25 protein-coding genes are annotated in these 20723 nt (G+C 29.3%); 8 read left to right on the top strand and 17 right to left on the bottom strand.

All coding sequences use genetic code 11. The features are described from left to right. Positions 1-88 precede the first annotated feature (88 nt). The gene (gene radB / locus MBORA_RS07780; RefSeq protein ID WP_042693508.1) at positions 89-793 is read right to left on the bottom strand and encodes a DNA repair and recombination protein RadB; all 705 of its coding nucleotides are present in this window, start codon (positions 791-793) and stop codon (positions 89-91) included. 111 nt (positions 794-904) lie between these two features. On the opposite strand from radB, the gene MBORA_RS07775 reads away from it, so the two are divergent. Beyond that, positions 905-1813 (top strand): hypothetical protein, encoded by a 909-nt coding sequence (locus MBORA_RS07775; RefSeq protein ID WP_042693510.1) that lies wholly within the window; start codon positions 905-907, stop codon positions 1811-1813. A 7-nt stretch (positions 1814-1820) separates the two neighbouring features. Here MBORA_RS07775 and MBORA_RS07770 read toward each other — a convergent pair whose 3' ends face one another. After that, on the bottom strand, positions 1821-2402 hold the full coding sequence (locus tag MBORA_RS07770) for an L-threonylcarbamoyladenylate synthase (protein ID WP_063720498.1): 582 nt from the start codon (positions 2400-2402) through the stop codon (positions 1821-1823). 47 nt (positions 2403-2449) lie between these two features. On the opposite strand from MBORA_RS07770, the gene pgsA reads away from it, so the two are divergent. Together pgsA and MBORA_RS07760 are read left to right on the top strand one after the other, a co-directional pair. Beyond that, the gene (gene pgsA, locus MBORA_RS07765) at positions 2450-3016 is read left to right on the top strand and encodes an archaetidylinositol phosphate synthase (protein WP_042693511.1); all 567 of its coding nucleotides are present in this window, start codon (positions 2450-2452) and stop codon (positions 3014-3016) included. Then, a complete protein-coding gene (locus MBORA_RS07760) occupies positions 3013-3255 on the top strand; it encodes a DUF357 domain-containing protein (protein ID WP_042693512.1) in 243 nt (80 codons plus the stop codon). Before pgsA ends, MBORA_RS07760 begins: the two co-directional genes overlap by 4 nt. A 10-nt stretch (positions 3256-3265) precedes the next feature. Here the strand turns inward: MBORA_RS07760 and MBORA_RS07755 are convergent, their stop codons facing one another. Further along, positions 3266-3970, bottom strand: coding sequence for an ABC transporter ATP-binding protein (locus MBORA_RS07755; protein ID WP_063720497.1), 705 nt, complete (start codon positions 3968-3970; stop codon positions 3266-3268). Between the two features lie 8 nt (positions 3971-3978). Next, positions 3979-5100 (bottom strand): ABC transporter permease, encoded by a 1122-nt coding sequence (locus tag MBORA_RS07750; protein WP_232817577.1) that lies wholly within the window; start codon positions 5098-5100, stop codon positions 3979-3981. A 49-nt stretch (positions 5101-5149) separates the two neighbouring features. Here MBORA_RS07750 and MBORA_RS07745 point away from each other — a divergent pair, with 49 nt between their 5' ends. Next, on the top strand, positions 5150-5509 hold the full coding sequence (locus MBORA_RS07745) for a DUF3781 domain-containing protein (RefSeq protein WP_063720496.1): 360 nt from the start codon (positions 5150-5152) through the stop codon (positions 5507-5509). Here MBORA_RS07745 and fbp read toward each other — a convergent pair. The 3 genes from fbp to MBORA_RS07730 all read right to left on the bottom strand — a co-directional run bounded on the left by fbp (position 5422) and on the right by MBORA_RS07730 (position 8389). Then, on the bottom strand, positions 5422-6516 hold the full coding sequence (fbp, locus tag MBORA_RS07740; RefSeq protein ID WP_063720495.1) for a fructose-1,6-bisphosphate aldolase/phosphatase: 1095 nt from the start codon (positions 6514-6516) through the stop codon (positions 5422-5424). The genes MBORA_RS07745 and fbp overlap by 88 nt on opposite strands. A 108-nt stretch (positions 6517-6624) precedes the next feature. After that, positions 6625-7770, bottom strand: a complete 1146-nt coding sequence (thiI, locus tag MBORA_RS07735) for a tRNA uracil 4-sulfurtransferase ThiI (protein ID WP_042693516.1) — start codon at positions 7768-7770, stop codon at positions 6625-6627. Between the two features lie 238 nt (positions 7771-8008). Next, on the bottom strand, positions 8009-8389 hold the full coding sequence (locus MBORA_RS07730) for a hypothetical protein (protein WP_052331815.1): 381 nt from the start codon (positions 8387-8389) through the stop codon (positions 8009-8011). 75 nt (positions 8390-8464) lie between these two features. Here MBORA_RS07730 and MBORA_RS07725 point away from each other — a divergent pair, with 75 nt between their 5' ends. From MBORA_RS07725 to MBORA_RS07720, 3 genes are all read left to right on the top strand, one after another. Then, positions 8465-8725, top strand: a complete 261-nt coding sequence (locus tag MBORA_RS07725; protein ID WP_042693517.1) for a hypothetical protein — start codon at positions 8465-8467, stop codon at positions 8723-8725. Between the two features lie 9 nt (positions 8726-8734). After that, positions 8735-8884 carry a hypothetical protein gene (locus MBORA_RS10650; RefSeq protein WP_155930816.1) on the top strand — a complete coding sequence of 50 codons (150 nt, stop codon included), beginning with the start codon at positions 8735-8737 and terminating at the stop codon, positions 8882-8884. A 62-nt stretch (positions 8885-8946) separates the two neighbouring features. Beyond that, positions 8947-9546: a DUF3800 domain-containing protein gene (locus MBORA_RS07720; RefSeq protein WP_042693519.1), complete on the top strand. Its 600-nt coding sequence runs from the start codon at positions 8947-8949 to the stop codon at positions 9544-9546. Positions 9547-9746: 200 nt separating this feature from the next. Here MBORA_RS07720 and MBORA_RS07715 read toward each other — a convergent pair whose 3' ends face one another. The 10 genes from MBORA_RS07715 to ftsZ form a co-directional block, all read right to left on the bottom strand. Continuing rightward, positions 9747-10199: a transposase gene (locus MBORA_RS07715; protein WP_063720494.1), complete on the bottom strand. Its 453-nt coding sequence runs from the start codon at positions 10197-10199 to the stop codon at positions 9747-9749. Positions 10200-10609: 410 nt separating this feature from the next. Further along, entirely contained in the window at positions 10610-11074 is a 465-nt protein-coding gene (locus tag MBORA_RS07710; protein ID WP_042693521.1) for a helix-turn-helix domain-containing protein, read from the bottom strand. Between the two features lie 144 nt (positions 11075-11218). Beyond that, positions 11219-13906 carry an alanine--tRNA ligase gene (alaS, locus tag MBORA_RS07705; protein ID WP_042693523.1) on the bottom strand — a complete coding sequence of 896 codons (2688 nt, stop codon included), beginning with the start codon at positions 13904-13906 and terminating at the stop codon, positions 11219-11221. 157 nt (positions 13907-14063) lie between these two features. After that, on the bottom strand, positions 14064-14369 hold the full coding sequence (gene rpl12p / locus MBORA_RS07700; protein WP_042693525.1) for a 50S ribosomal protein P1: 306 nt from the start codon (positions 14367-14369) through the stop codon (positions 14064-14066). 61 nt (positions 14370-14430) lie between these two features. Continuing rightward, positions 14431-15438, bottom strand: coding sequence for a 50S ribosomal protein L10 (locus tag MBORA_RS07695; RefSeq protein ID WP_042693527.1), 1008 nt, complete (start codon positions 15436-15438; stop codon positions 14431-14433). Then, complete coding sequence (locus MBORA_RS07690) at positions 15438-16088, bottom strand: 50S ribosomal protein L1 (protein WP_042693811.1); 651 nt, start codon at positions 16086-16088, stop codon at positions 15438-15440. The genes MBORA_RS07695 and MBORA_RS07690 overlap by 1 nt, the downstream gene beginning before the upstream one ends. Before the next feature lie 160 nt (positions 16089-16248). Then, positions 16249-16728: a 50S ribosomal protein L11 gene (locus tag MBORA_RS07685; protein WP_042693528.1), complete on the bottom strand. Its 480-nt coding sequence runs from the start codon at positions 16726-16728 to the stop codon at positions 16249-16251. Further along, positions 16728-17195 carry a transcription elongation factor Spt5 gene (locus MBORA_RS07680; RefSeq protein WP_042693529.1) on the bottom strand — a complete coding sequence of 156 codons (468 nt, stop codon included), beginning with the start codon at positions 17193-17195 and terminating at the stop codon, positions 16728-16730. Before MBORA_RS07680 ends, MBORA_RS07685 begins: the two co-directional genes overlap by 1 nt. A gap of 378 nt (positions 17196-17573) precedes the next feature. Beyond that, positions 17574-17753, bottom strand: a complete 180-nt coding sequence (locus MBORA_RS07675) for a protein translocase SEC61 complex subunit gamma (RefSeq protein WP_042693531.1) — start codon at positions 17751-17753, stop codon at positions 17574-17576. Between the two features lie 84 nt (positions 17754-17837). Then, a complete protein-coding gene (gene ftsZ / locus MBORA_RS07670; RefSeq protein WP_042693532.1) occupies positions 17838-18974 on the bottom strand; it encodes a cell division protein FtsZ in 1137 nt (378 codons plus the stop codon). A 784-nt stretch (positions 18975-19758) separates the two neighbouring features. On the opposite strand from ftsZ, the gene mtrH reads away from it, so the two are divergent. Then, on the top strand, positions 19759-20697 hold the full coding sequence (gene mtrH / locus MBORA_RS07665; protein WP_063720493.1) for a tetrahydromethanopterin S-methyltransferase subunit H: 939 nt from the start codon (positions 19759-19761) through the stop codon (positions 20695-20697). Positions 20698-20723: the final 26 nt, after the last annotated feature.

Below are 20723 nucleotides of genomic sequence, written 5' to 3'. Positions count from 1 at the left end.
ATTTTTATTTTTTATTGTTGGTAGAGTGATTGAAAAGTATTAGTATAATGATAATGTTAATTATTTAAAGTCATTAATAAAATTAATGTTAAATAATTCCTCTTGAAGTAATTTTAAAAGCAACTTGTTTTCCTTCTGCTAAACTTCTGTGGCGAATTAAGGTAGCTACTCTCTCATTAATATTTTCACTTTTTTCTAATTGAATTATTACTTTACTCCAATATTGTAAAATAGTACCACCAACAGCTTTAATATCATTGTTGCCTTCATTATCAAAAGAACTATAAATTTGATTTGTTAAAAGAACTGCTACATCATATTTACGAGCAATACCAGATAATATTCCCATCTGCCTACCTAAAACTTTATTTAACTTCGAAGATTTCATATCATCTACCCTGTAAAGTGCAACAGCAGAATCCAAAACAACTAGATCTACTTGATTATTATTCCTTCTAAACCATGTTTCAATAGTTTTTAAGTCATTATCTTGTTCTAAAAAATTAGTTGGTTCAAAAACCATTATATTACTAGCTACCTTGTCAAAATCATAATTAGCTATTTGTTTAATCCTATTAATTGAAATACCACCTTCAGTATCAATATAAATGACTTTTCTACCACTTTTAGCTACATTAACAGCTAATGTTAAAGCAATGTTACTTTTACCCGAGCTTGGAGGTCCAAAAATCTGAGTTATAATACCTTTTTCAATTCCTCCATCTAATATTTCGTCTAAAGAGGAGTTAGATGGAATTTTAGAATTATCTTCAAAATTAGCTAATACTTTCATATGTAGTTATATTGTAATTAATAATATATAATTATAAATTTTTTAAATCATGCTTTCAAATCATTTAAATAATCACAAAATTATATTATAACTAACAATTAGGAGATAATTATGACTAAAAAAATTATTACATTATTTCTCGTGATAATCATATTAATGTGTTATTTAAGCTTTGTTTATGCTGATAATTTGAATGAAACAGATGATGATTATATAATTGCAAATTCAGGAGGTTCTAATGGTATTGAATTTAGTGATGGATATACCGGTTTTTTAATTGATTTATCAAAATTATCTACTGAAAAAGGTGAAAAATTCACAACCAGTTCAACTAGTGAATTACCCTCCGACTTTGAAAATTACTTAAAACTTGCAATAATTGAATGTTACAAAGCAGATGAAATAAATGAAATTGGAAATGTGATAAACATATTATCAGGTGATGATTATCAAAACAGTGATAATGAAATTGTTCAAAATGTCATTAATTCTGAAAAAAACATAGGAAATACTGCAATTGTAAATATAAACAATAAAACAGAAGCAACATTTAATTTTAAACTTTTAAAATCTAATGATAAACAAATATCGAATTATTTCGCATATACAGTATCATTTAAAACAATATACGCTCCTCAAGATGATAAAGAGGAACTTGATAACAACACTAATTTAAATAATAATGAAAATACCTCTTCAAAAGATAATACAATCATAAAAACAAATACCATCAAAAACACTAGTAAAAAAGTTAAAAATCAAAAAAACAACACCACAACCAATCCAAATAGAAATATTGAAAATAACACTACTACTAAAAATCAAAATGCCACAATTGTTCATAACCCCCTTAATAATACTACAAAAGAACACAACGCAACAATGACACACAACCCCACAAATAAAACCCAAGATCCAATATTGGAAAAACTTCTACAGAATACAGGTAATCCAACAATTATGTTAATTGGTGTAATTGTTATTATTTCAATTGTAGTAATTGTTAAAAGTAAAAAATAATTAGAGATTAATCTCTTTTTATATAATTCATCTTATTAGAAGTTAAATCAATAATTGTAGATGCTTTTGATTCGATTGGTCCTACATCAATGACCAAATCAACATCACAATTTAATTGTTTTAAAATATCTTTAGGATCATCTAAGACCTGTTCATTAGAAATATTAGCACTAGTAGTTGTTATTGGAAATAAACTAGCTAATTTACAAGCTATTTCATTTTTTGGAACTCTAACTCCAACAGTAGCTCTCCCTCCAGTTACATAAAGTGGAACAATCTTAGATTTATATAAAATAAAAGTATAAGGTCCAGGCAAATATTTATTTAAAACTTTTTTTTGAAGAATAGACACATTAGCCACCAAATCAATAGATTTAGTATTAGAAATTAAAATTGAAAGAGGTTTAAGAAAATTCCTATTTTTAATATCAAAAACTTTTCTAACAGCAGTATTATCAAAAATATTAGCTCCTAATCCATAAACAGTGTCTGTTGGATATAAAATAACACCACCATTAGCTAAAACTTCAATAGATTCATTAATAACATTTTCATCTAAATTATCATTTGTAGTTTTTAATATTTTCATTAATATTACCTAACAATTATATATGGATAAAAACTTTATATAAAAGTATGCTCGAAAGTCTAAGACCATTTTTAACAAAAATATTGAATCCAATTGCTCAAAATCTTAATATAAATCCAAACATTATAACTATTATCTCACCATTCGTAGCAATAATAGCTGCTTATGGATTTGCAAATCATATGTTAATCTTAGCTACAACAGCTATTTTAGCTAGTGGATTTTTAGATGTTATGGATGGAGCCATTGCAAGATATCATAATAAGTCATCTAAATTTGGAGCATTTCTAGATTCAACAATGGATAGATTTGCAGATGCAATAATATATATTGGAATCATATTCGGAGGATATTGTGATTGGTTTATTGGCATATTAGCTATTCATTCTGCAATAACAGTAAGTTATGTAAAAGCAAGAGCAGAATCACAAGGTGCAACATGTAATGTTGGAATAGCTGAAAGAGCAGTCCGTATGATTATTTTAATGATAGGTGCTTTAGTCGGATATTTCACTCAATCAATTTACTTTACATATATAATTATGATTTTAGTGATATTATCCTACATTACAGTATTTCAAAGAGTTTACCATGTTTGGAGGCAATTAAAATGAGTGAATTAAAAAGTCCAGAGAAGATAGCTATTGATATTAAAAAATTAGAGAGAAACTTAAAGCAAGTTGAAAATATTGAATTTATTGGAAAAGAAAAAGAAGTTTATGATAGAGCTATTGATTATTGGAATGATTCTAAGTATTATCTTAAAAAAGAGGATATGCGAACAGCATTTGGATGTATTGAATACTCACATGGACTACTTGATGCTTTAAGGATGATTCATAGTATTATATAAAAAAAATAGATTAGTGAATATTAATTTCACTATCCAATAAAGATTCATCATTATTTTCTAAAATTTGACCATCTAAAACTTCAATTACACGATCAGCTAATCTTGCAACATTCATATCATGAGTAACTACAATTAATGTAACATTATTTTCTTTATGTAACTTGTCAAGCTCTTTTAAAATTTTATTACTAGTTTTAGAGTCTAAAGAACCAGTGGGTTCATCTGCAAGAATGATTGATGGATTATTAGCTAAAGCTCTTGCAATAGCCACTCTTTGTCGTTCACCACCAGATAACTTATTTGGCATTTGATTAGCTTTATTTCTAAGACCAACAGCGTCTAATAATCCTAATGCTCTTTTAGTCATTTGTTGATTAGACCATTTTTTAGTGAACATTGGAATTTTAACATTTTCAACAACTGAAATATTTGGAATTAAATTATGAAGCTGAAAGATAAAACCTATTTTATCTCCTCTAAATTCACTTAATTTTTTATTTTTAAGTAAATTATATCCTGCAACTGATATTGAACCACTATCTGGCAAATCAAGAGCCCCTAACATGTTTAATAATGTAGATTTACCTGATCCAGAAGGACCTATTATCGATACAAATTCACCTTCTTCAATTGTTAGGGATATTCCATTTAAAGCTTTAATATGTCCATTTTCATAGCTTTTCTTTAAATCTTTAATTTCAACTACATTTTCCATATTATCACCTATTCATACCTCAATGCTTCGGTTGGTGGTAATTTAATTGCTTTAATAGCAGGATAAATCCCTCCAATAATACCAACAATAAGAGCTACAATGAATGCTTCTGCAAATATACCAAGTGTAAATACAGGAGTCATTCCACCTAAAAATTCCATTTGAGTTAATAGTTCAACTCCAATGACTCCAACAAGAGATCCAACAATTCCTGCAGTAATCGTAATTACAATAGATTCACCAACAATCATTAAAAGTATTCTTAAATCTGACCATCCAACAGCTTTTAACACTCCAATTTCACGAGTTCTCTCAAATACTGACATAAGCATTGTATTAATTATTCCAATTCCACCAATTACAATAGCCAAAAGTGAAATACCCCAACTAGCCCCATTGAGCATATCAACCATATCTTTAGCCATTGATACATCAGCTAAAGAAGTAATAACACTTAAATTATCACCATATTTATTTTCAAGCTCACGAGCTACATTATCAACATCAGCATCCTTATTAACTTTTACAAAGATAGATGAAATATTTTCGTCATCATCTACAATATCACGAACATTATCTAAAGTCATGAAAACTGACATGTCCTGAAATGAAGTACCAGATTCAAAAATACCTACAATCTTGAAGTTTTCATTATTAATTTTGATTTTATCTCCTACATCCACTCCTTCATATTGACTAGCAGTTACCTTTCCAACAATTACTTCTTTATCATCATTATCATTTGAAAAAAGTCTTCCTTCAGTTATTGTTAAATCTGCATAATTAACAGATTCTGGATGAATTCCAATAACCGTTAACATCGGAATATTTTCTGTCATGACTGTTGTTGAATAAATACCAATAGCATCCTGAACACCATCTTGCGACTTTATCTTATTTATCCAACTTTCATTAAAAGACGATGAGCCCATCATTGATGATGAAGAAGATGAAGTATTAGAACTTATAATCGTGATGTCTGTACCTCCAGCATGAAGTGTATCTTCAGCTGAAGTTATCAAACCTTCAGTTATACCACCTAATGCAACAATAGTAGCTATTCCTATCCCTATTCCTATAATAGCCAAAATTGCTCTACTTTTATTTCTAAAAGGATTCTTAATAATCAACGAAAAAAATGACATAAACTTAATTATTATTAAACTTTATATTAACTTTATGGATTTTAAAAATGAACTATTGGAAAATGTTGATAAAATTCACACGACAAAGCTTGGTATTGAAGGTGTTAAAAAGAATTTAGGAATCAATTGTAATAATGTAGTTGAATATTGTATTGATTTAATTGAAGATAATAACTCATTAATTACTCAAAAAGGTAAAAATTATTATGTAGAAATAGATAATAAAATAATCACAGTAAATAAAAGCAGTTTTACAATAATAACTGCACATAAAATAAAAAAAATAGAGATTAAAAATCTCCACGATTATTCCATATCTTCAAACCTATTTTCAAGTTTGCTCATTACACCAGGAAGTGAAGTATATTCCATTTCTTCAGCAGGTAATCTGTGAGGTTCAAATGGACCGTGTCTTCTAATGTAAGATGCAATTTTAGCAGCTTGTTCTCTAGTTGGGTCAAATGCAGGGTCATCGAATAAATCCACAGGACCAATTAATTCACCATTAGATACCTGGAAACCTAAACCAATTACTCTTGGTGGTCCATCAAATCTAATTGGATTTGCTTCTTCTTCAGAAACAGGCATCATTGGACCATTGTGAGATCCTCTCATCCATCCACTTACCATATGAGGAAATGCAAATGGATCTACACATTCACCATTAGCAGGAAATCCAGATTGAGCTCTTACAATACATGCAGGATCGTCTTTACCGACATATTCCCCCGCCATCAAGTTTAATCTTTCAGTACTGATAGATGCTGCGATTTCACCATTTTTTTTCCATACTCTTTTAATTACATATCTTCCAGTAGAACCGATTAAAGCAAGCAAATCATACATCTCTTCAGGACAGTTTAAGATAACTTTTTTATGTTCAATTACATCAAATACTTCAAATTTAAATCCATCATGTAAACTTGGGTCAATAACAAGCCCTGCAGTATTAAATGGGTCTGCAAACATTCTAAATACTGGTAAGTTAAATGCACCAGGTTCTGTTTTATCACAGCAGAATACTAAAACGGGATCAGAGGGTCTTTCTTTAAATTCCATTTCAGCTACACCAGGACCCATACCTTTGATGTTTCCAGAGAAAGTGTCACTTAATAAATCTTGACCTGCACCATATAATTTTAATTCACGTGCTCTTTCAGTAGCTTTCATAAATGCATCATATGCAGTTTTATGTACTTCTTCGTTTTCTTCACCATTATGATGAGTCATGATTAAATCAATGTCATCTCCACAACGGGAGATGTAATAATCAGATAAGATATTGCTTTCTAAAGCTTCATTTAAAACTTCATCACAAATATCCATTAATTCAGGGTGTGCTACACAGTGTCCAGACACACTTCCAATATCAGCTTTAATTACACTAACAGTAGTTTTCATTTTAATAACCTCAATTAGTAAATTAAATATTTACTATACAATAATAGTTTTTGATTTGTATACTATTTAATAATTATGATTTATTAAAAAACAAGGAAAATCAATTATTTAATTAACCTTTTCAAAAGCTTTTTGAATATACTTCTCTTGATTCATATCATCAATTGCCTTTTTAACTCTTTCTAAATCTGCCCTAGTTTCAGGATATTTTGGAACTGCTTTACAACCTCCATCATCAATTTTAGAAATTTCAAATGTTCCAATCTTACTTGCAATATCAGAAATCTCGGTTTTGTCCAAACCAATTAACGGAGATAAAATCGGCATTTCAACCCCATAACGAGTAGCTAAAATATTATTAAGTGTTTGAGAAGCTACTTGACCTACGCTACTTCCATCAACAATAGCCAGTGCTCCATATTTTTTAGCAACTCTTTCCGCTATTTTATACATTCCAGATTTACATAAAACACAAGTCATTTTCTCAGGAGCATAATCCTTTGTTGCTTGTAAGTATTCTCCATAATCAACAATGTACATTTTAATAGGGACTCCTTTCGCGTAATTTTGAAGTTTATCAACCAATTTACAAGCTAAATGAGTAACTTGAGATCCTGAAAATGGAGATGCATTAAAATGAAGTGCAATCACCTCACATCCCCTTTTCATCATCATATAAGCAGCAACTGGAGAATCAATGCCACTGGATAATAATACAACAACTTTTCCTTGTGTTCCTAATGGAAGACCCCCAGAACCTTGAATTTTTTCATGATAAATATAAGCATCATCATCCCTTATTTCGACAAATATTGTTAAATCAGGATTTGATAAATCAACTGGAGATTTTATTTGTCTTTTAACAACACCTCCACAATAACCAGCCATTTCTTGAGATGAAAAATCGTGTTTTCCAACTCTACGACATCTAATTGCAAATTTTGTATTTTCATCTAAAATTCCATCATTAATAAGAGTTTTAGTATATTTGCTTAAAACTTTATCAATATCTTCAAAAGTAGAATATGTTGAAACAGCAGGAGAATAAGAAACAACACCAAAAACCATTTTAAGCTTTTCTAAAGCATCAAAAAAATCCTTTGGAAAAATATAAATTCTTCCTTGATTTCGATCAACATCACAATCAGTTGCTGCTTTAATGTTCTTAATCAACTTTTTTTCAAATTTAGACCTTATTTTTGAACTTTTAAGTCCGATTTCCCCATATCTAACTATTATTAAATCATAATTCATTTAAAACCTCACTTAATAAAATTTAACTGTTAAAAAAATAATAAGAAAACTATAATAATTTTAAGCTTTATACTAATTAAAACTTTGTTTCATTATTCTAAACACCCAATCGGAATAACTTTAACTCTGTCTTTTCTTGTGTAAGCATATTTCCCACCAGTTAAAATAGCTAAAAATTTTGGTTCAGGAATTTAAACCTCATTTTTTTCTTTTGCTTCTTTAATTAGCTTATCCAATCTTAATAAATTTTTTGCAGCCTTTTTTCCTCAAGATTTCCTAATTTAAATTCTATTAATGCATGATCCCCATTACTTAATGTTAAAACACAATCTACTTCTAACCCATATCGATCACAATAATAACTAACTCTCCCATCATGCCCCATAGGCTTTAAAAGAATTTTAACTTTATCAGGATTTCTTTTAACACCATCTACACTAGACATGCCACTTTCACAAATAATATTAAAATAAGATTTGGCAATGAATAATTGTTGTTCAGTAGTTTTCTTATTCAAACTTTCTGGCCATCCTCCACGACAAGAAGCAAAAACCAAATCTTCAACCGGCAATTCAGAACTGATTCCATTAATATTTAAATTTGGATTCTCATAGTTCAATTAAAGATATTTTTCCATTAGATTCACCACTTTCATATAGAAACAAGATTAGACCAAATAGCTAGGATGAATGACATGGAAAAAATACAAGAATACATTAAAGACAACGAATTAGTAAATAAATATGATTTATCAGAAAAAGTCTTTGAGCTATACCAAAATGATATTAATAATGGTAAAAATCCATTTGTTGATAAAAATTATATGGAAACACTTGTCTATAGAACATATAATCACAAAATAAATGAAGGATACATCCCTAATGGAGTAGAAATCGAACCTGAAATATATGATGATAAATACAAAGAAATTACTCATAAAATTGATGAAGAATAGGATTATATAATGCAACCCAATTACAAATTATCAAAATCTCAATCTGACAAAATTAATAAAGCTCTTAAAGAATATACTGATAATATATGGCTTAATAAAGAAGAATTTGATGATTATAAAGTTAGAAAAATAATCTGGGATATTATAGAAAACGGATAGTCATATAATTAACAACCACTTATGATAAGAAAGTTTTTAACTTAACAAAACAAAAATAATATATGGATTATGTATATATAGATGAATCAGGAGAACTAGCAAAACAAACAAAATACTTTGTCATTGGAGCCATCATAGTAAAAAACCCAAACATATTAGATAGATTGATTAAAAAAGCTAGAATAATACATAAGAAGAAGATAGGTGGTTCTAATGAGCTTAAAGGAAATAGAACAGACAATGCAATCTTAAAAAAGCTATTAAAAAAACTCAACAAAAAAGATTATAAGGCTATAGTAATTACATTGGATAAAACAAACATTTATAAAATTTCTAATACTTATGATTATAATAAATTATATGATACAATAGCTTCACAACTAGCTAAGGAATTAAATATTACAGATTCGACTAATATTATAATAGATAAATGTAAACCAAAGGAAAAATATGTGAATAATTTCAATAAGATGTTTTTAGATAATTTGAATAATCCTAATGGTTGCAATGTTGACATTAAACATGAAGATTCAGTAAATCACAAAGGTTTACAAATTATTGATATAATTGCATGGTCTGTATTTCAATGTATGGAGCATGACAATTCTGAATTTATTGATTTACTTGATAATTTAATTGTAAAAAAAGTTTTTGAAGATTGAAGAACCCCCTCGCCGTAATATAGTCGTCGCCTGTGGCGACGAAGCTAAAGGAGGCTGAACTTCTTTTATATAAAAAAGAAATTTTTACCTTCTAAATCTTTCAATTATAATTTATATGCAAAACCTATATTTAAATGTATGTATACAATATTAATATTAAAAAAATCACCAAAATTCTCAAATTTAGTAACTATAGTAAATTACAAAACTTTTTTTAAAAATGTTTCACTCCACCAATTAAAGAAATTACATTCATTAACTACTTTAAAATATGTTTCAACAAAAAATTCTTCTAATTTTTCTTTACAATCATGATATTTTCTTTTAACATATATTTTACATGTTCTCCATGTTTGTTCAATAGGATTAAATTGTGGGGAATAAGGAGGCAAATATATTAAATTCATATTTAAAATTTCACATATTTTTTTAATTAATTCAGTTTTATGAACGCTATAATTATCTAAAATAATATGAATTGTTGGTTCTGAATAAGAATATTGTTTAATTTCTTCTTTAATATTTTCAAATAGAATTTCACGTTTTGTTAAATCAATTCTTCTTTTATTGTCTAAACTTTCTTTTTTACTTTGTTTTTCCAATTTTGATGCTAATTCAACAGTTGTTAATTGATTATTTTTAATGTTTTTCATTATTTTATTTATAAAATCTTTTTTATTAGAATTTTTTTCTAAAAATTTTTTGTTGAATTTGATTTGAAGATAAATCAGAGTCTAGCAAGACTTTATTTAATAAAGATTTTAAAAGTGGTATTTCAGTATTTGCTATCTTAATTTCAATTAAAGCCTTTGCTATATCATGAGCTTTAGATGTTTCTGAAATAGTTAAACTATGATTTCCTATTAATGCAATAGAACCTAAAGCATTGACTTTAAATTTATAAGGATTTTTCTTTGCTATATTTTTTGAACCTTTTTTTACATACTGATTTTGAAGAATTATGGTTGATTTTGAATTGATGAACCATCAAAAAAGACTATTTTTTCATTTTTAGTTAAATCAATAACTTTTAATCTTTCTTTTAAAATTTCTTTTAGCATTTTCAGGTTGCTTTGTAAAGAAAGGGATAAGCTTTATTATAATTAAATCCACACTTTCTAATTATCTCACCTACCCTTTTTAAGCTATAATCTACATTAAATTCTTCTATAATTAACTTATGAACATCTTTTCTTGATAATTTCTCACCATTATCTACCTTTTCTTCAATTAATTCTTTTAATTTTAAAAATTGTTCAGTAGATAATTTAGAAGGACGTCCTCCAGCAAACTTAGGTTTTAAACCCTCAAATCCACCTTCATTGTACGCATTTAACCAATTATAACCTGTTGGAATAGTTATATCAAGTAATTCACAAACATAATCTAATTTTTCACCTTTATCAATCATGCGAATAAATAAAAGCCTTAAATAAATTTTATAATAATAATTGTATTCGTTGAGTAAATCTTCTATTTCTTTAGTGCTTAAATGTTGTTTTAAATGTATTTGTTTTCTTCCTACCATAAATTATTATTTATAATTTATTATTTAAAAAAGTTTCGTAATTTACTAGAATATCCAAATATTTATCCATCATGATCACTTCACAAACTTTAGTAATTCCATCATGATGGATAAAAAATTAAAAAAAGAATGGTTTAAACATCCTTAAATTAAATCAACAGCTGTTTTAATAGCTTCTTGCATTTTAGAAGTGTCTTTACCAGCACCTTGTGCTAAAGTTAAACGGCCTCCACCGCCTCCACCTAAAACGCCAGCTGCTATTTTAATAATTTCATTGATTTTAACTTCATTATCAATAGCTTTTTTAGATGCTGCTCCAACGATTTTACCATCATTATTACCCATAATAACAACGTCTGCTTTTCCATTATCTGTAAAGTCAGTTGCAATTTTTTGAAGTTCTTTAAAATCACCATCAATTAATTCTGATACAACTTTAAGATCTTTAATTTCAACATAATCATCTGCAAGGGAGTTCATTTTTAAACTAGCTATTTCAGATTTTAACTTGTCAATCTCATTTTTCTGTACTTTCCATTCAGAGAAAAACCTATCACAAGTTTTTGGAAGTTGTGAACCTTCAACTTTAAATACTTTTGAACTGTCAGATAATAATTTATTATCTTTTTGAATTGAATCAACAGCTGCAAGACCCGCTGAAAAATCAATTCTTTCAACACCATCTTGAACTCTTTCTGTTTTGTTGATTTTAATAGCTCCAATATCACCAGTTCTTAAAACATGTGTTCCTGCACAAGCTTGAACATCAATTTCAGGGATTTTAACTACACGAATAATTTTACCTGGAACAATACCTCCTTGATAAAGTTTAAAACCATATAATGCTTCTGCTTCATCTCTTGAGTGTAATTGAATATCCAAATCAATATTATTCATTACATATTCATTAGCCAATCTTTCAATTTGATTAAGTTCCTTAGGAGTTATACGTTTGTAGTGTGATAAATCTATACGAGTTCTTTTAATTCCTTTTTGAGCTCCTGCTTGCCAAATGTGTTGTCCTAAGATTTTACGAGCTGCAGCTACGATTAAATGAGTTGCAGTATGATGACGGGCTAAAGTGATTCTTCTATCCCAATCAATAATTCCACTAACATTTTTACCTTCTAAATCACATACATCCCCATTAACATAGTGTAAAACAACATTATTAATTTTTTCAGCATGATTTACTTCATATGTAACTTCATCAACAGTTATTTGACCAATATCTGAAGGTTGACCTCCCCCTTCTGGATAAAATATTGTTTTATCAAAAACTAATGCTTTACGACCATCTTTTTCAACAATTCCTAAAACATTAGCAACAAATTCTTTTTGGTAGAAATCTTTATAGAATAACAGATCTGTTTCAGGATAATCAAGGTCAAATGTAGATTTTTTATTAGAATCATCTTTTTCATGAGCTCCTGCTACTAAAGTAAAGAAATTGTCTGGAACATTTACTTTAAAATCCTTATCTGCTAATTCTTCAACACTTTCTGGAGGAATTCCATGTGCATCATATAAATCTATTAACATTTCAAGAGGCATTTCGTTTTTACATTCTTTTTTAAGTCTTTTAATAGATCTTTTAACAATGCTTTTTCCTTTTTTAATAGTAGAATCATATCTTTCTTCCTCTAATTTAATTATATTCATAATATGTTCTTCAGAATCTTTAATTTCAGGATAGAACTCAGATAAGAAGTCAAGTTGAATATACATTATATCAGCTAGAGATTCCTTCATATTTAAATCTTTCATAAATCTAACAGTTCTTCTTAAAACTAAACGTGCTAAATAACCTTCTTTTACATTAGAAGGAATGATTCCATCAGCTAACATGAATGCAAGGCAACGAGTATGATCTGCAATAATATAAATAGCTTCCATTGGTTCAGCAGCTTTTAAATATTCTTCAAGAGAAACACCTAAACTATTAGCCACCTGTTGACGGAGTTCTTTTAAATCCCCAATATCCTCAATATCCATCATTCCAGCTATTTGAGCATTACGACCTTGAATTTCTTCGTTTATCTCCACACCAGTTAACTTTTTAAGTTTATCAACCACTGGTTTAAAACAAGCATCGTATGCTGTTGGTGTTCCTTGTGAAATCCAAGCAATTCTTTCAAGACCATAACCTGTATCTACCACTTTAATTGGAATTTCTTTTTTACCACCATCTTCTAAAGTTTCGTATTGGATAAAAACTAAAGTAGCTAGTTCTACTCCTCTACAACACACTTCATAACATGGTCCTTCATTACCACCACCACTCCACCAAGATTTGATGAATGTAATTTCTTCGGTATTAATCCCTATATATTCAAAGAACTTATGGCAAAGTTCTATTGTTCTATCTTCCCAATAAATAAAATTATCTTCAGTATTAATTACAGTATGAGATCCCATTGTAAAACAAGTCATGTGCCTTCCAGTTCGCCCTACATTATCAACATCATTAAGACGAACAGAAGGTTGTGCAATTTCAAGAGGATTGGCTGGAGGTTTAACTAAACCAGAAGTTACCCATGGCTGGAAACAAAATATTGAAGCTCCAACTAAAAATACATCATCTCTCCATCGTTTAGCTAAAATCGGGTATCTAGGTATAGCTACATGGCCTTCATTTTCTAAAAATTCTTTGAAAACTTGTTGAATCTCATACAGATTATAAGGTTTATCTGTTGCAGGATTGTTGATAAATTCATATTCATCACAAGGTGCATCCCCACAAGTGTCCCTATCAACTTGTGAATAAAACTCCTGCCCACAAGTCTTACAATTTTGTTTTTTATAATTAAGTTCATTAAATATTTCTACCATTCAAATCAGTCAAATTATTTATTAGTAAAATTTCTGTTTTTTATTAAATAAATAATTATCAAAAATTAGCGCTAAAAACTGATTGTAAAATATATTTAAAATTTATTAAAACCCTTAAAAATAGTTTGAAAAAAAGAAAGGTGATAGATTAAAAAATCTATCCGAATAATGCTCCTAAACCAGCTGCTGCCTCTTCTTCAGAAGCACCTTCGTCTTCTTCTTCCTCTTCTTCAATAGCTTCTTCATCTGCTACTTCTACTGGAGCTGCTGCAGGAGCCGCTGTTGCAAAAGCTGCAGTTTCGATAGCTTCATCAATATCCACATCTTCTAAAGCTGCAATTAAAGCTTTTACTCTTGCTTCATCAGCTTCAATACCAGCTGCTTCGATAATACTTTTAACATTTTCTTCGTTAATATCTTTTTCTGCACTGTGCAAAATCATTGCCGCATATATATATTCCATGTTATCACCATATAATTTTTAAATGTAGGGTTATCATAATAAAAAATTTTAATTAATTATTTTAACCGAAGAGTGCGCCTAACCCAGCTGCTGCTGCCTCTTCTTGATTTTCTTCTTCCTCTTCCTCCTCTTCTTCAACAGCTTCTTCTTCAACTACTGGTGCAGAAGATACTGCAACATTAGCTAGTTTTTTAGCTAACTCATCATCGATTGCACCTTCTTTATCAACAACTGCAGAAGCAATAGCTAACATTCTGGATTGTACAAGACCAATGAGTGGTTCAGAAGTTTTAGAAGTCATTATAGCTCCTTCTACACCAACACTAACTGCTTTGTTGTATGCGAGAGATATAATTGCGGAAATTGTTTCATCAGTAGGTATCGCTGCATTAACAGACAAGTTGAATGCATTTGAAAATGCTCTTTGAACATCTGCTAATGTTTGTTCTTCGTCGATTGCAAGTACGTCAGAAGTATAAACAGATTCATCTTCATATACTGCTTTTAAATCGATTCCCACTTCCATTGGATTAATATCCATTCTTGATAAAGTAGCTGCAACATCCTTAGATACTTCTTCACCAGCTGCTACAACAACAGTTTCTTTTGAAACAACAATTTTACCTTTATCTATTCTTGCAGGAATTCCAACTTGTTGTAATTCACCTAAAAATGGACCTGGTTCAAATCCAGTGTCACCTTCAGGTACAATAATATCTTCAGGAGCAATTGATCCAGCTTTAGCAGGAGCTGAAGTTTTACTGTCTTCTAATATTTTGTACAATTTAAAAGGATTCATTTCAGTTGCAATAACTGCAACTTGACCATCCATATAATCAGATAATTCAACAATATTATTTTTATCACTATTACAATCTTCGAGAGCTAAATTAATAAGGTTAATTTTAGACATTCTAATAACAGCATTACCTTTGAGAGTTTTTCTCATTTCTTGGAGCTGTTTTGCTGGAATATTCATTAAATCAACGATTCCAACAACATCATATTGGTCAATAATACCTTTAAGCTCGGTAACTTCTTCTTTTTTCCATTCAGCAACATGAGCCATTAGATCACCCTCACTACTGGTCCCATAGTTGTTTTAATAAACATGGATTTTATTTGACTTCTTCCTTTTTCTAAATGACGGTCTAAGACTGTAAGAACAGTTTCAACATTTTCAGCAACTTCTTCAACTGGCATGTCTTGGCTTCCAACAACAATTTGGATAGTAGGTTGTTGTTTTATACCAACTTTAACAGTACTTCGTAATCTTTCTAAAAGAGGATCTAATTTGATAGTAGCGGGCACTGGTTTTGGCATTTTATTACGAGGCCCAAGCACTGGACCTAAAAATCTACCAACAAGTGGCATCATATCAGCTTGAGCTATAAAGAAATCTACAGAATTTGCAGCTTTTTTAGCAGCTTTTCTGTCTTTTCCCAACTCCTCTAAATCCTGTTTATTGATTACAAGACTTAAGCCAGCGTCTTTAGCTTGAACAATAAGTTCACCGTCAGCAATGACTCCGATTTTTACATCTTTGCCACGACCGTTAGGAAGAGTAACTTCCTCATTAAACCTATTTTCTGGCTTTTTGACATCTAAGTCACGGATATTAATAATAATATCTACGGACTCAGTGAAGTTTCTCGGCTTTGATTGTTCTTTCGCCTCCTTCACCGCGTTTATTACATCTTGTGTCATATTATCCCCCATGAACATTTGTTCATTGGTTATTCATTTGGTTTCATGAGTATCGAATACAAGAAAAATTATTTCTAAACGATTGCATGAAAAAACAGTATATCAATTATAATAAATTATTATAACATCATATACACTGCATGATTAACTTAAATTTTAATGATCATACTTATTATACTAAGATATCATCATATTTTCCAGCATCAACATCTTTTTGTGCTTCTCTTGGGTCTTTACCATCTACAGATAATCCCATACTTACACAGGTCCCCATTACTTCTTTGACACCTGCTTTATAATCATTAGCAAGTAATGAATCAAATTTCATTCTAGCTATTTTTAAAGCCTTGTCTATTGGTAAATCGTTAACAATATCTAAACCTGGTTCATGAGAAGCTTTTTCGATGCCTAGTTCTTCCATGATAAGTGAAGTAGTTGGTGGAGTACCAATTTCAATTTCAAAATCTTTTGTATCTCTATCAATGTTAACAATAACAGGTACTTTCATTCCTGCAAAGTCTGCACTTTTTTTGTTGATTTCTTCAACTACTTGCATCATGTTAATACCGAAAGGTCCTAAAGCTGGGCCTAATGGAGGTCCAGGAGTAGCGCTGCCACCTTCGATAAGAACTTCGACTGTATCTTTAGCCATCAGTCAGCCTCCTTTTGAATTATTCTAATTTGATCAGCTTTAACAGTAACCGGAATAGGTACTGCTGCTTCTATTAACTCAAGAACGACTTCTTCACGTGATTCATCAATACGAACCACTTTTGCCCTTTCACCTTTAAACGGACCAGACACCAATTCAACAATGCTTCCTTTCTGTATAGAGGAAATAATAGGTTCTGGTTTTAAGAATCTTTTTACTTCATCAAAAGTAATAAAACTACTACCTTCGACAACACCTCTTAAATGTTGTATTTTCATGTCAGGATTTCTTAAATCTATTTTAGTTGAAGATTCAACCAAAATATATCCTTTTAAAGATTCTGGAACAAGAATTGCTGAAACACCTATACCAGCAATTTTAGCTTTACGAGCTAAAAGCCTTGCAACATTTCTTTCTTGACCCGCTGAGGTCTTAAGAGCATATATGGAACTATTAGTATCTTCCATAAAAAATTCACCTATTTCTAATAATTTATACTGGTTAATGAACCTCTTCAATTTATTGAAATTGAATATTCTTAGGTAATTCGATCTTAATCGAAAATTTACTAAGCTATCCCCTATGTCCTATAGGTTCAGATACAAATAATATCCAACTTAATGAAGTTAAAGTATTATTGTACATTTAAGATAAAATCATACATTAAGTTAAAAGTTATTATAAAATCATAATTATCAAGAAGTAAAAACCTGAAAATAAGATTTTTATAATATTAATATTTGTATTAATTATAGTATATAAAGTTTTCAAAAATTAGTTGTTAAATAAAACTAAAATATTATTATTAAAAATTTTGGGTAAAAAGTAATATGATATAAACTTAATTATAGACCAATAAGTTGACCTAATAAAACCAATATAAAACCAATTACACCAATAACAGCTACTCCAATTGCTGAAACTTTAGCGAGATCCAAATATTCTGGCCAATCAGGTTTTCTTGAAACTTTTAATACTCTTTTACTATCTTTAATAAATTTGCTAAATTTTTCTTCTACATTCATTTAAATACCCAAAATAAAAACTAATAATAGAAAGTATTTTTAATTTAAACATTAATAAACTTTTCTATCAATAATAAAAATAAATTAGAAGATTCCATCAATGAAATCATCTAATTGATCATCAGTTGAAGCATTTTCATTTGATTCATCATCTGCTTCTTCAATTGAATCTGAAGTTGAAGCATAATTTGATTTAATACCTGAAACAACAACAGTAGTTCTAACAACATTTTGGAGACTTTCATCAATTTGAGTACCCCAAATAATATTAGCTTCAGGATCTAATTTATCAGCAACAACTTGAACAATCTTTTCTGCTTCATGTAATGTTAAATCTGAACTACCAGATATGTTGATTAATGCACCTTTAGCATTTGAAATATCAATATCTAATAACGGACTGCTTAATGCTTCATGGACAGATTCTAAAGCCCTATCTCCAGAGTCAGATTCGCCCATACCTATCATTGCCATACCAGATCCACCCATGATGCTTCTAATATCAGCAAAGTCTAAACTTACAAGACCTTTTTTAGTAATTAATTCTGTGATTCCTTTAACAGCCCTACCTAATATTTCATCAGAAACCATAAATGCTTTGTTTAAAGGTAAATTTGGTGCTACTTCTAATAACTTATCGTTTGGAATAACAATAACAGTATCAGCTGCATCTTGTAATTTTTCTAAACCTTGCTCAGCATTTTCTCTTCTTATAATTCCTTCAGCAGAAAATGGCATGGTAGCAACAGCAACAGTTAATGCACCTAATTTTTTAGATAATTTAGAAATAATAGGAGCTGAACCAGTACCAGTTCCTCCACCAAGACCACAGGTAACAAATACCATATCGGCACCTTCTAATTGTTTTCTAATTTCATCTTCGCTTTCTTCAGCACATTCTTCACCGATTGCTGGATCTCCACCAGCACCTAATCCTTTAGAAGTTTGCCTACCTAAAAGAATTTTTTTACTAGATTGACTATAAAATAAATCTTGAGCATCAGTATTAACAGAAATTGTTGTTGCTCCTTCAATTCCCATTTCGTTTAATCTTGAAATAGTATTATTTCCTGCTCCACCTGCACCAACAACAAAAATGTTAGTTTTAGCATTATTAATCATACCTATAAGTTCCTCATCTATATCAGAGGAAAATGATTCAGGTGATGTTTCTTCCATTCTTTCTTCGGATTCTTTTATTGCATCATCTATAAATTTCACAAGTTAACCCCACAAATTCTGCTTATATAATTGTTAAATATTTCTATATTAACTAATATTTAAATGCAACTATATTTAAAATTTAGTTTGAAAAATAGAAAATAAAATAAAAAATTTAATAAACGTAGATGTGAAAATTTAATTTTCTAATAAATAATATTCTCATTAGAGAATATTTTTAAATTTATAATTAATAGATTCCAACAAATGGTTAAATCACATATCTAACCCTCTTAAAAGATTATTTAAAAGTTAAATTAATAAAATTTAAAATTTACTTTAAATATCAAACAAAATATTAATTATATACTCTTAAATTAAAAAATAAGGATGAATTTTAAAATAATCTATAAAAATCATGATTAAATATTAACAAATAAAAATTTTATAATAAATAAAAAGAAAAGAACTAAAAATAATAAAAATAAGCTTGTTTCACCTATGAATAAAATAAAAATTATTATATTCTAAAATAAATCTAAACATTTGCAATAAGAAGAGATAAACTGTTCTTAATTGTTTTAAAAACACCTTAAAACACTGGGAAAAGCTTTATATACTATTAAATAAAATATTATCAATCATCCCGAATAATAAATTCTTTAAATAGAAATAAATAGCATATATTTAAAAATTATTCATAAAATACAATTTATAAACAACTATTCTTCAAAAATTTTGATGAATAAAATAATATAAATTAAGCTTAATGGATAATAAATAAATAATTCTTAAAATAAGAATTAATGTTCGGGTGTGTTAATATTAAAGAGGTTTAATATAAATGTTTAAATTTGATAAAGAGCAAACAGTATTTGATTTTGCTGGCGTAAAAATGGGCGGTCAACCAGGAGAATACCCTACTGTATTAGCAGGAACTATCTTTTATGGTGGACACAACATCATCAATGATGAATTAACTGGAGATTTTGATCCAGCTAGAGCGGAAACCTTACTTAACGATATGATTACTATCTCAGAAACAACTGGAAATCCATGTATTGCGCAAGTATTCGGACAAACTGAAGAAGCAATTGTAAAATACATTGAGTTTGTTGGAGAACAATGTGAATTACCATTTCTCATAGATTCCACATCTGGAGATGCTCGGGTTGCAGGTGCACAATATACTGATGAAGTTGGTTTAACTGAAAGAGCTATTTACAACTCAATCAATATGGCAGCTGACAAATCTGAATTAGAAGCACTTAAAGAAACTAATATTGATGCATCTATTCTTTTAGGATTCAATCCGATGAACGCTACAGTTGAAGGAAAAATAGCAATGTGGGAAAATGGAGACGATGGTGCTTACGAAAAAGGATTACTTGAAGTAGCTGATGAATGTGGTATTAATAAATTTATGATGGATACGGCAGTAACCCCACTCGGACAAGGTGCTGGTGTTGCAGGAAGAACCTCATTTGCTGAGAAAGCTAAATGGGGGTATCCAGTTGGATCAGGTATTCATAATGTGCCATCTGCATGGGACTGGTTAAGAGATTATAAAAAAGAAGGCCATAAAGATGCATTTACTGTTTGTGATATCGGTGCAAACATCCTTCAAGTAATGTGTGGAGGAGATTTTGTTCTATTTGGACCTATTGATAATGCTTCTATTGCTTTTCCTGCAATTGCACAAACAGACATGTTCATAGCCGAAGCAGCTGCAGATTTAGGTACTGAAGCAGTAGAAAGCCACCCAATGAATAATTTATTGTAAATTTCTTTAATGAATCTTTAATATTT

Origin of the sequence: Methanobrevibacter oralis (genome assembly GCF_001639275.1) — an archaeon.
GTDB classification, from domain to species: Archaea; Methanobacteriota; Methanobacteria; order Methanobacteriales; family Methanobacteriaceae; genus Methanocatella; species Methanocatella oralis.
This window is presented reverse-complemented; position numbering and strand designations above follow the sequence as displayed.

What these genes read in the sequence shown, in the direction of transcription:
- MBORA_RS07775 (WP_042693510.1), top strand. Translation starts at nt 905, where the DNA reads ATGACTAAAAAAATTATTACATTATTTCTCGTGATAATCATATTAATG.
- MBORA_RS07760 (WP_042693512.1), top strand. Translation starts at nt 3,013, where the DNA reads ATGAGTGAATTAAAAAGTCCAGAGAAGATAGCTATTGATATTAAAAAA.
- MBORA_RS07755 (WP_063720497.1), bottom strand. Translation starts at nt 3,970, where the DNA reads ATGGAAAATGTAGTTGAAATTAAAGATTTAAAGAAAAGCTATGAAAAT.
- radB (WP_042693508.1), bottom strand. Translation starts at nt 793, where the DNA reads ATGAAAGTATTAGCTAATTTTGAAGATAATTCTAAAATTCCATCTAAC.
- MBORA_RS07690 (WP_042693811.1), bottom strand. Translation starts at nt 16,088, where the DNA reads ATGGGGGATAATATGACACAAGATGTAATAAACGCGGTGAAGGAGGCG.
- MBORA_RS07680 (WP_042693529.1), bottom strand. Translation starts at nt 17,195, where the DNA reads ATGGAAGATACTAATAGTTCCATATATGCTCTTAAGACCTCAGCGGGT.
- mtrH (WP_063720493.1), top strand. Translation starts at nt 19,759, where the DNA reads ATGTTTAAATTTGATAAAGAGCAAACAGTATTTGATTTTGCTGGCGTA.
- thiI (WP_042693516.1), bottom strand. Translation starts at nt 7,770, where the DNA reads ATGAATTATGATTTAATAATAGTTAGATATGGGGAAATCGGACTTAAA.
- fbp (WP_063720495.1), bottom strand. Translation starts at nt 6,516, where the DNA reads ATGAAAACTACTGTTAGTGTAATTAAAGCTGATATTGGAAGTGTGTCT.
- alaS (WP_042693523.1), bottom strand. Translation starts at nt 13,906, where the DNA reads ATGGTAGAAATATTTAATGAACTTAATTATAAAAAACAAAATTGTAAG.
- MBORA_RS07745 (WP_063720496.1), top strand. Translation starts at nt 5,150, where the DNA reads ATGGATTTTAAAAATGAACTATTGGAAAATGTTGATAAAATTCACACG.
- MBORA_RS07720 (WP_042693519.1), top strand. Translation starts at nt 8,947, where the DNA reads ATGGATTATGTATATATAGATGAATCAGGAGAACTAGCAAAACAAACA.
- pgsA (WP_042693511.1), top strand. Translation starts at nt 2,450, where the DNA reads ATGCTCGAAAGTCTAAGACCATTTTTAACAAAAATATTGAATCCAATT.
- MBORA_RS10650 (WP_155930816.1), top strand. Translation starts at nt 8,735, where the DNA reads ATGCAACCCAATTACAAATTATCAAAATCTCAATCTGACAAAATTAAT.
- MBORA_RS07715 (WP_063720494.1), bottom strand. Translation starts at nt 10,199, where the DNA reads ATGAAAAACATTAAAAATAATCAATTAACAACTGTTGAATTAGCATCA.
- rpl12p (WP_042693525.1), bottom strand. Translation starts at nt 14,369, where the DNA reads ATGGAATATATATATGCGGCAATGATTTTGCACAGTGCAGAAAAAGAT.
- MBORA_RS07710 (WP_042693521.1), bottom strand. Translation starts at nt 11,074, where the DNA reads ATGGTAGGAAGAAAACAAATACATTTAAAACAACATTTAAGCACTAAA.
- MBORA_RS07725 (WP_042693517.1), top strand. Translation starts at nt 8,465, where the DNA reads ATGGAAAAAATACAAGAATACATTAAAGACAACGAATTAGTAAATAAA.
- MBORA_RS07675 (WP_042693531.1), bottom strand. Translation starts at nt 17,753, where the DNA reads ATGAATGTAGAAGAAAAATTTAGCAAATTTATTAAAGATAGTAAAAGA.
- MBORA_RS07685 (WP_042693528.1), bottom strand. Translation starts at nt 16,728, where the DNA reads ATGGCTAAAGATACAGTCGAAGTTCTTATCGAAGGTGGCAGCGCTACT.
- MBORA_RS07695 (WP_042693527.1), bottom strand. Translation starts at nt 15,438, where the DNA reads ATGGCTCATGTTGCTGAATGGAAAAAAGAAGAAGTTACCGAGCTTAAA.
- MBORA_RS07770 (WP_063720498.1), bottom strand. Translation starts at nt 2,402, where the DNA reads ATGAAAATATTAAAAACTACAAATGATAATTTAGATGAAAATGTTATT.